Below are 7866 nucleotides of genomic sequence, written 5' to 3' on the forward strand. Positions count from 1 at the left end.
GGCGACACCTCAAGATCCATGGAACAAGTGTGGCATGAGTGATAGTGGTGCTGCTCCGGGCCCGTAAGACAAAGGTCCTTGACGCCGGCCATTCCCGCCGCAAGGCTTGCTGCCATGGACCCTGGACCCCGAAAGGACCGGAAATGGGCAAGGTAATCGTGATGAACCACGTGACACTTGACGGGGTGATGCAGGCGCCGGGCAGTGCGGACGAGGATACCCGGGACGGCTTTGGGCACGGCGGCTGGGCTGTCCCGCGCAGCGATGAGTCCATCGGCGCCAGGATGGGCGGACTCATGGGCGATGAGCACGCGTTTCTGTTCGGCAGGCGCACGTACGAGCAACTCCTGGCATCGTGGAACGCCCAGGGCGGACCCTTCAAGGAAGCGCTGAACAGTACGGCCAAATACGTCGCTTCCCACAACCCGGAAGCTCAGCTTGAGTGGCCGAACTCCACCCTTCTGCGTGGTGATGTTCCAGACGCCGTGAGGAACCTCAAACAAGGTTCAGAGACGAATTTGGTGGTGATGGGCAGCGGCGTGCTGATCGGCTCACTGATGGCCGCCGGGCTGATCGACGAGTACCTGCTGATGATCCATCCCCTGGTGCTGGGCAGCGGACGCCGGCTGTTTGCGGGCGGCACACCGGCATCCCTGCGGCTGGTTGACAGCAGCGCCACCGCCGCCGGGGTGTTGATTGCCACCTACCAATCCGAAGGCGAACGGGTTCCCTAGACAGCGCCGCTGCTATCTCAGAAGAGTTCGAGCTTAGCGAACGCGTCCACCAGACCTTCACGGTGCGGCGGCGCGGCCGTGTGGTCTGCCAGGGCAAGGAGTTCCGGCGAGGATCCCTCGATGGCGATGCCCACCCCTGCGAAAGCGATCATCTCCAGATCGTTCTGGCCGTCGCCGATGGCGATGGTGTCTTCCCGGTCAATGCCGAGATGGGCGATGGCGGCAGCGACGCCGTCGGCCTTGCTGATACCGCGCTGGTACAGCTCGCCGGCGTGGCGCCCGTCATCGGCGATCGAGTTGGCGACGACGGCAATATCTGCACCGATTGCGAGGGCAATTTCCTCCATTGGGACGGGGGCCTCGAAGACAGAGATCTTCGCGAACGCAACGGCCGCGCGGTCCGCTGTCACCTGGACGGAGCCCAGGATGGCTGACGAGCCGCTTGCCCGGCCGTCAGGGGCGCGCCGGAAATGCTCTTCGATGATAAACCGGAGCCTTTCCTCCCTTTCGGGGGCTACATGGAGCGAGTCCTGCGCTTCCAGGATGTAGACAGCCCCGTGGGCATCGAGGGCGGCCACAGTCCGGGCCGCGAGGTCGGCAGGGAACCTGCGGTCCAGCAGCACCTCGCCGTTAACCTCCGCGTAGGCGCCCGCGCTGGCCACCAGGCCGTCAAAGCCGGCAGCGAGGATGCTGTCCGGCAGCATGGACACGGGACGTCCGGTGCACAGCAGGACCTTGTGGCCCGCCGCCCGCGCCGACCGGACCGCCTGTACATGGCCCTCGGGAACGACGCCATAGTCGGCGTAGGTGCCGTCCACGTCGAGGAAGACCGCGTGAATGGTTGCTGTGGGCGTGCCTGGCTTCGAACTCATGATCCGGAATTCTACCGGCGCGGGACGGCCCGGCCGCAGCCGGGGCTGCCGCGCAAATACACGATCGTCCATATAGTCGAGCTTTTCTGCCATGGGACAGGGCGGTTTCTGTTCCTAGACTTGCAACCGTGATGATCCCCGATGAGCCCCAGAGCCGAATCAACCTGCCCGATGCTCCGCCGGATCAGCAGGCAATCTTGGCACATGGCGGTGTTGCCTGCTGGAGCGAGCCCGTCTCCATCGATACGTACGCGCCGGGGGAGCCGGACCGGTATCCGCTGTTCCTGGACCGGCGTGTCTACCAGGGTTCCAGCGGCAAGGTGTATCCCATGCCGTTCATTGACAGCATTGCCGCCGTGAAGGAACCCCGCCTCTGGCAGGCGATCCACGTGGAGAACGAATATGTCCGGCTGATGCTGCTCCCGGAAATCGGCGGCAGAATCCACATCGGCTTTGATAAAACGGCGGACTACGACTTCTTCTACCGCAACAACGTGATCAAGCCTGGCCTGGTGGGGCTGGCCGGGCCGTGGATTTCCGGCGGTGTCGAATTCAACTGGCCACAGCACCACCGTCCTGCCACTTTCCTGCCGGTGGAAACCTCGGTTGAACGCGGCGATGACGGCCCGGTCACCGTATGGCACAGCGACCTGGATCCGTTGCAGCGGATGCGGGGCACCCACGGCGTCCGGCTCCGGCCGGGCAGTTCGCTGGTGGAGGTCGAGGCCCGGCTCTACAACTGCACGGACGTGCCGCAGACCTTCCTCTGGTGGGCGAACGTGGCGGCCCGCGCCCACGGGCAGTACCAGTCCTTCTTCCCCACGGATGTGCACCACGTGGCGGACCATGCCAGGCGGGCCATCACCGCTTTCCCGCAGGCTGACCGGCCCTACTACGGCGTGGACTACCCCGCGCTGGCCGCGACGGGGAAACCGGATGCTGACCGGATCGATTTCTATGCCAACATCCCCGTCCCCACTTCCTACATGATCACCGACACGGAGGACAGCTTCTTCGGCGGCTACGACCAAGACGCCGAAGCCGGTTTTGTGCACTGGGCAGACCGGTCAATCTCCCCGGGCAAGAAGCAATGGACCTGGGGCAACGGACCAGTGGGCCGCGCCTGGGACGCCCACCTGACTGACGACGACGGCCCGTACGTTGAGCTGATGGCCGGCGTCTTCACGGACAACCAGCCGGATTTCAGCTACCTGGCACCGGGCGAAACCCGCACCTTCAGCGAGTTCTGGTATCCGATCCGGGACATGGGCCCGGCCCACCAGGCGAACGTGGACGCCGCCGTATCCCTGCATGTGGACGGGAACGGACGCACGGCCACCATGGGCGTAGCCACGACGGCCCTCCATGAAGAGGCAACCGTCCTGCTCAAGCTCAAGGGCACCACCATCCGCTCGTGGACAGTCCGGATCTCGCCGGCCCGCCCCTTCCAGGAGGTCGTGGAGCTCGGAGTTTCCGCCGAAGCGCCTGACCTCACCCTGCAGGTGCTTCTGGGCACCCGGGAACTGATTTCGTGGACCCCGCGCAAACCAGTGGGAAGCGGCGAGGCGAAGGAGCCCTGGGTTGCTACGGAGCCTGACCTGCCGGCGGCCATCGACAGCCAGGACGAGCTCTACTTCACGGGAACCCACCTGACGCAGAACCGGCACCCCACCCGGTCGCCGTTGCCGTACTTCGCGGAAATGCTGCGGCGCGACCCGCTGGACTCACGCGCCGCCACCGCACTCGGAGCAGCCGTGTACAAAATCGGCGACTTTGACCAGGCACGTGAGTTGCTGGAAACCGCCGTGGCCCGGCTGACCCGCCGTAACCTGAATCCGCCCACCGGGGAGGCCAGCTACCGGCTCGGCCTGATCCTCGAGCGGACCGGGCAGGCGGAGGCGGCTGCGGAACGGTTCGGGAAGGCAGCCTGGGACCGTGGGTGGGCGCATCCGGCACAACTTGCACTGGCACGGCTGGCCCTGAGGTCAGGAAGACCCGCGGAGGCACTCCGGCATGCCGAAGCCGCAGCCGCGCTGGAGGCGGCGAGCCCGGAAGCGAAGCACCTCCTGGTCCTGGCGCTTAGGAGGCTGGGACGCACTGACGAAAGCCGTTCATTCCTGCAGAACATCCTGCTCGCGGATCCGCTCGACCCGGTGGCGTTGGCGCTGGACGGTTCGCTCCAGGCAAGCGATCCCAAAACAGCACTCGCGGTGGCGTGCTGGCTCGCCCGGGCAGGGCAGTGGCAGCTCGCCCTGGACCTTACGGAGCAGCCCGGCCCCTCTGCCCACCAGGTGTTCGGCAACCCCGAGCCTCTCCGCCACTTCCTCCGCGCCACCTGGCTGGAGGAACTCCTCGAACCGGAGGCTGCGTCCGCGGAACGGTCGGCGGCACGGCGCGCCGACACCACCTACGCGTTCCCGTACGGGCTTGACGATTACGACGCGCTCCACCGTGCCCTCGAAGCTGATCCGCGCGACAAAGTGGCGCACGGTCTTCTGGGGTGCTGGCTGCTTGATGCCGGCCGCACGGAGGACGCCCTGAAGCATCTGCGGACAGCCATGACCCACGGCTCAGCGGACCCCGTGGTGTGGCGGAACGCCGCCCTCGCCACGGTCAACACCGGCGGTGACACGGCCACCGCCGACTCGTACTTCGAACGCGCCCTGGAGTTGAGCCCGGATGACGCCCGGCTCGTCTTCGAACGGGCAGTCCTGGCCGGCCTCCGCGGGCTGCCGGTCCGGGACCGGATTGCCGGGATTGAACGCCATAGCCCCTCTGTCCTGAGCCGCGATGACCTGACCCTCCTCTACGCCAACCTCCTGATCGACGCCGGGCGGGCAGATGAGGCGCTGGACATCCTGTCCACGCGCAGCTTCCAGCCCTTCGAGGGCGGCGAAGGAATGGCACTGGATGCTTACGACCGGGCGGCAGTCCACTGCGCACGCACCCTGATGAGTGAGAACCCGACGGCGGCCATCACCTTGTTGCGCGAAGGTATGGAAGCTCCAGCGAACCTGGGCGAAGGCAGGCACCCGGCCCACGGCATGGCCGAACGGCTGGTGGCACTCGGGGACGCCCTCGAACTGGCCGGGGACCGTGCGGCAGCAACCGGCGCCTGGGACCAGGCCTGCCAGAACGGGAATGCCCTGGCAGTCCACGCCGCCCCCGCCGGCCCGTCCGACTTCTGGCGGGGCGTAGCCCACGTAAGGCTCGGAAGGCACACAGAAGCCGAAGGCGTGTGGCGGAGCCTGGTTACCCGCGCCGATGAGCTTGAATCAGCACCCGCAGCGCCGGACTATTTTGCGACGTCCCTGCCTGAGCTGCTGCTCTTCGACACCGACACAGCCTCCGCGCGGACGGCAACGGCGAGGTCGCTCCGCGAACTGGCCGCTCAGGGCCGCCTGGAGCAGCAACGTGTGCGCCGGCAAGGTGAACACCAGAAGGAAGAGGCAACCCTGTGACCGAATCACCGAGGTATCTCGGGTCCGGGACCGCCGAAGTGGACACGGCCTCCCTGACCGGTGCGCCGCCGTCGCGCCTTCCCTCCCGGCTGACCATCACCCTCTGGGACTTCTCCTGGTACACCCGGGCCGAGGACGGCGGGCCGTATGCCGATCTGGACGCGGCCTGCGCCAAGGCCGCTGACCTGAGCTACAACACCATCCGGATCTGCGCTGCCCCGCTGCTCCTCTTCGGCAACCTTGGCCTCGACCACCTGGCCACCGATCTGGACATCGAAGGGCTCGGGAAAGCGCCCGACGGCGGCATCTACGGCAGGGGGACGCGCTGGTACGACGCGCCCGGCGGCTACCGCCTGAACCTGCAGGCGAGGCTCCTGGAGCTCTTCGACGCCGCTGCCCGGCACGGGCTGGTCATCATCCTTGCCAGCTGGGAATACCAGCAGTCCACAGTGTTCGCGGGTTCGCCGCGCTGGTTCGATGCCATCGATGCTGTCCCGCTGCACCACAGGTACCGGGTCCTCGCAGACTCCTGGGACCGCCTCATCGGGGCACTCACGGCTGCGGGCCACCGGAACCGCATCGCCATGGTGGAGCTGCACAACGAGGTGGACTTCTCCATACTCCCCGCGCTGGCAGAGGGCGGCAGCGAACAACTGCACCGCCTGCGCCAACTCCACCCCGACCTCCTGGTTACCGCCAGCTACGGCAAACCGCCGCACCTGGCCATGCATACCGTTCCGGACGGCCCGGGGGCAGCACAATTCCACGTCTACAGCTACGGCGTCCTGGACGCACTGCAGCAGCGGATTGACATCCGCTCCGAGGGGACCTCGGATTTCCCCAATCCGGCACTCACTGCCCTCCTCCGGCCCGACGCTCCATCGGTGGCAGAGTACGGGCGCCTTGCCGACTGGAAATACCGGGCAACCGTTGTTACCGACCAGATGTTCTACGGCTACGACTGGATTGACCCGGAGGCCTGGGACACGTGGCTCTGCAACGAATACGGGCCCTACCGCGAGGTCATGCGGCGGGAGATCGATTCCCGCGTGATCGCCATCGCCGAGTGGGCCCGCTGGAAGGGTATCCCTGCGGTGGTGGGGGAAGGCTGGATCGGTTACACCCCGCTCCAGGGCACCTTCGAGGAGGGCCCGATCGGACGCGACCTCGCCGAACGCGGCATCCGGACCGCACTAAAGAACGGCATCTGGGGGATGGTCCTGTGTTCCAACGCCGCACCCCATCACCCCTTGTGGACCAACGAAGCGTGGCAACGCCGCCTCAACCAGTTCATCCTTGCCGCCCCCACCAACTGAGAGACTTGCCCATGCGCCCCGTACCAACCACCCTTGAACTGCTCTCCGCCACCCACCGGCCACACGAGTCGGCCCGGCAATCCCCGCCCATGAGCAACACGGTGGATCCGCACGGCAGGTGGCGGCTGACCAGCCACTACATCGAATGCGCCGGCGTGCCGTCCGTTCCCGTGTCGGGCGAAATCCATTTCAGCAGGCTGCCCCGCGCCCGCTGGGAGGAACGGCTGCGGCTGATGAAGGCCGGCGGCATCACCGTGGTGGCCTGCTACGTTTTCTGGATCCACCATGAGCCGACCGAGGGCCAGGCCCGCTTCGATGGCAACCTGGACGTGGCAGCCTTTGTCCGGCTCTGCGCCTCCATCGGCCTGGACGTCGTGCTTCGCATCGGGCCCTGGGCGCACGGCGAGGTCCGCAACGGCGGCTTCCCGGACTGGGTGCAGGCTGCCGCCGTCGGACACCGGACCAACGACCCCGCCTACCTGGCCCTGGTGGAGCGCTGGTTCCAGCGCATCGGGTCTGAACTGCAGGGCCTCACAGGCCCGGACAGCAACGTGGTGGGCATCCAGCTGGAGAACGAACTCTACGACCAGCCCGGGCACATCACCGAGCTCAAGAAGATTGCCCGGGCTGCGGGACTCAGTGCTCCGCTCTGGACGGCAACAGCCTGGGGCGGGGCGGACATCCCCGAGGCTGAGGTCCTGCCCGTCTTCGGCGGCTACGGCGATGGATTCTGGGTGGACGCCGCGGCCTCCTGGGACCCGACCTTCCGCCAGCACTACTTCTTCAGCCACCAGTGGGATGACCCCGGTATCGGCGCTGACCTGAGGGAACAGCTGTCCGGGATCGACGCAGCACCGCCGCGTTCCCCTTCCGCCCTCTACCCGCCGGCCACCTGCGAGCTGACCGGCGGCATGGCCACGGCGTACCAGCGGCGGCCCTGGCCCAAAGGCAAGGATGTTGCCGCCGTGGCCCACAACAAGATCGGCAGCGGTTCAGCCTGGCAGGGCTACTACATGTTCGCGGGCGGGACGAATCCGCCGGGCGGACTGCAGGAATCCCAGGCTACGGGCTACCCGAACGACCTTCCCGTCATGGACTATGACTTCCATGCCCCCATCGGGGCCGCCGGCAGGCTGGCACCCGGCTTCGCGCAGCTGCGCAAGCAACACGCCTTCCTCGCCGCCTTCGGCGACCGCCTGTCGCCCATGCCCTCGACGCTGCCTGACCGGCTCCCCGCCGGAGTGGACGATTCCGATACGCTCCGCTGGTCCCTGCGCAGCGACGGCCGGTCCGGATTCGTGTTCATCACCTGGCACCAGCCCCACATCCCGCTGCCGGATTATGCAGCGGCCAAGTTCAGGATCGCACTGGCAGAGCAGACCGTCAGCTTCCCGGACACGCCGCTGGCCATTCCTGCCGGAACCATCGCCCGCTGGCCCGTCAACCTCGAGATCGGCGGTATCCGCGTGCTTTGGGCCACGGC

5 protein-coding genes are annotated in these 7866 nt (G+C 67.0%); 4 read left to right on the plus strand and 1 reads right to left on the minus strand.

Going from position 1 to position 7866, the window contains the following annotated elements; all coding sequences use genetic code 11:
- Nucleotides 1–143: 143 nt before the first annotated feature.
- Nucleotides 144–734 carry a dihydrofolate reductase family protein gene (locus DBR22_RS19415; protein WP_108600350.1) on the plus strand — a complete coding sequence of 197 codons (591 nt, stop codon included), beginning with the start codon at nt 144–146 and terminating at the stop codon, nt 732–734.
- Nucleotides 735–751: 17 nt separating this feature from the next.
- Here the strand turns inward: DBR22_RS19415 and DBR22_RS19420 are convergent, their stop codons facing one another.
- Nucleotides 752–1606 carry an HAD-IIB family hydrolase gene (locus tag DBR22_RS19420; RefSeq protein WP_108600353.1) on the minus strand — a complete coding sequence of 285 codons (855 nt, stop codon included), beginning with the start codon at nt 1604–1606 and terminating at the stop codon, nt 752–754.
- A 131-nt stretch (nt 1607–1737) separates the two neighbouring features.
- Between DBR22_RS19420 and DBR22_RS19425 the strand changes: the two genes are divergently transcribed.
- From DBR22_RS19425 to DBR22_RS19435, 3 genes are all read left to right on the plus strand, one after another.
- Nucleotides 1738–5067, plus strand: a complete 3330-nt coding sequence (locus DBR22_RS19425; protein ID WP_108600351.1) for a DUF5107 domain-containing protein — start codon at nt 1738–1740, stop codon at nt 5065–5067.
- On the plus strand, nt 5064–6383 hold the full coding sequence (locus tag DBR22_RS19430; RefSeq protein ID WP_108600352.1) for a cellulase-like family protein: 1320 nt from the start codon (nt 5064–5066) through the stop codon (nt 6381–6383). Before DBR22_RS19425 ends, DBR22_RS19430 begins: the two co-directional genes overlap by 4 nt.
- Nucleotides 6384–6394: 11 nt before the next feature.
- A partial coding sequence (locus tag DBR22_RS19435) for a beta-galactosidase (RefSeq protein ID WP_181365254.1) occupies nt 6395–7866 on the plus strand: 1472 nt, incomplete at its 3' end.

It is taken from the genome of Arthrobacter sp. HMWF013 (assembly GCF_003061105.1).
GTDB lineage: Bacteria > Actinomycetota > Actinomycetes > Actinomycetales > Micrococcaceae > Arthrobacter.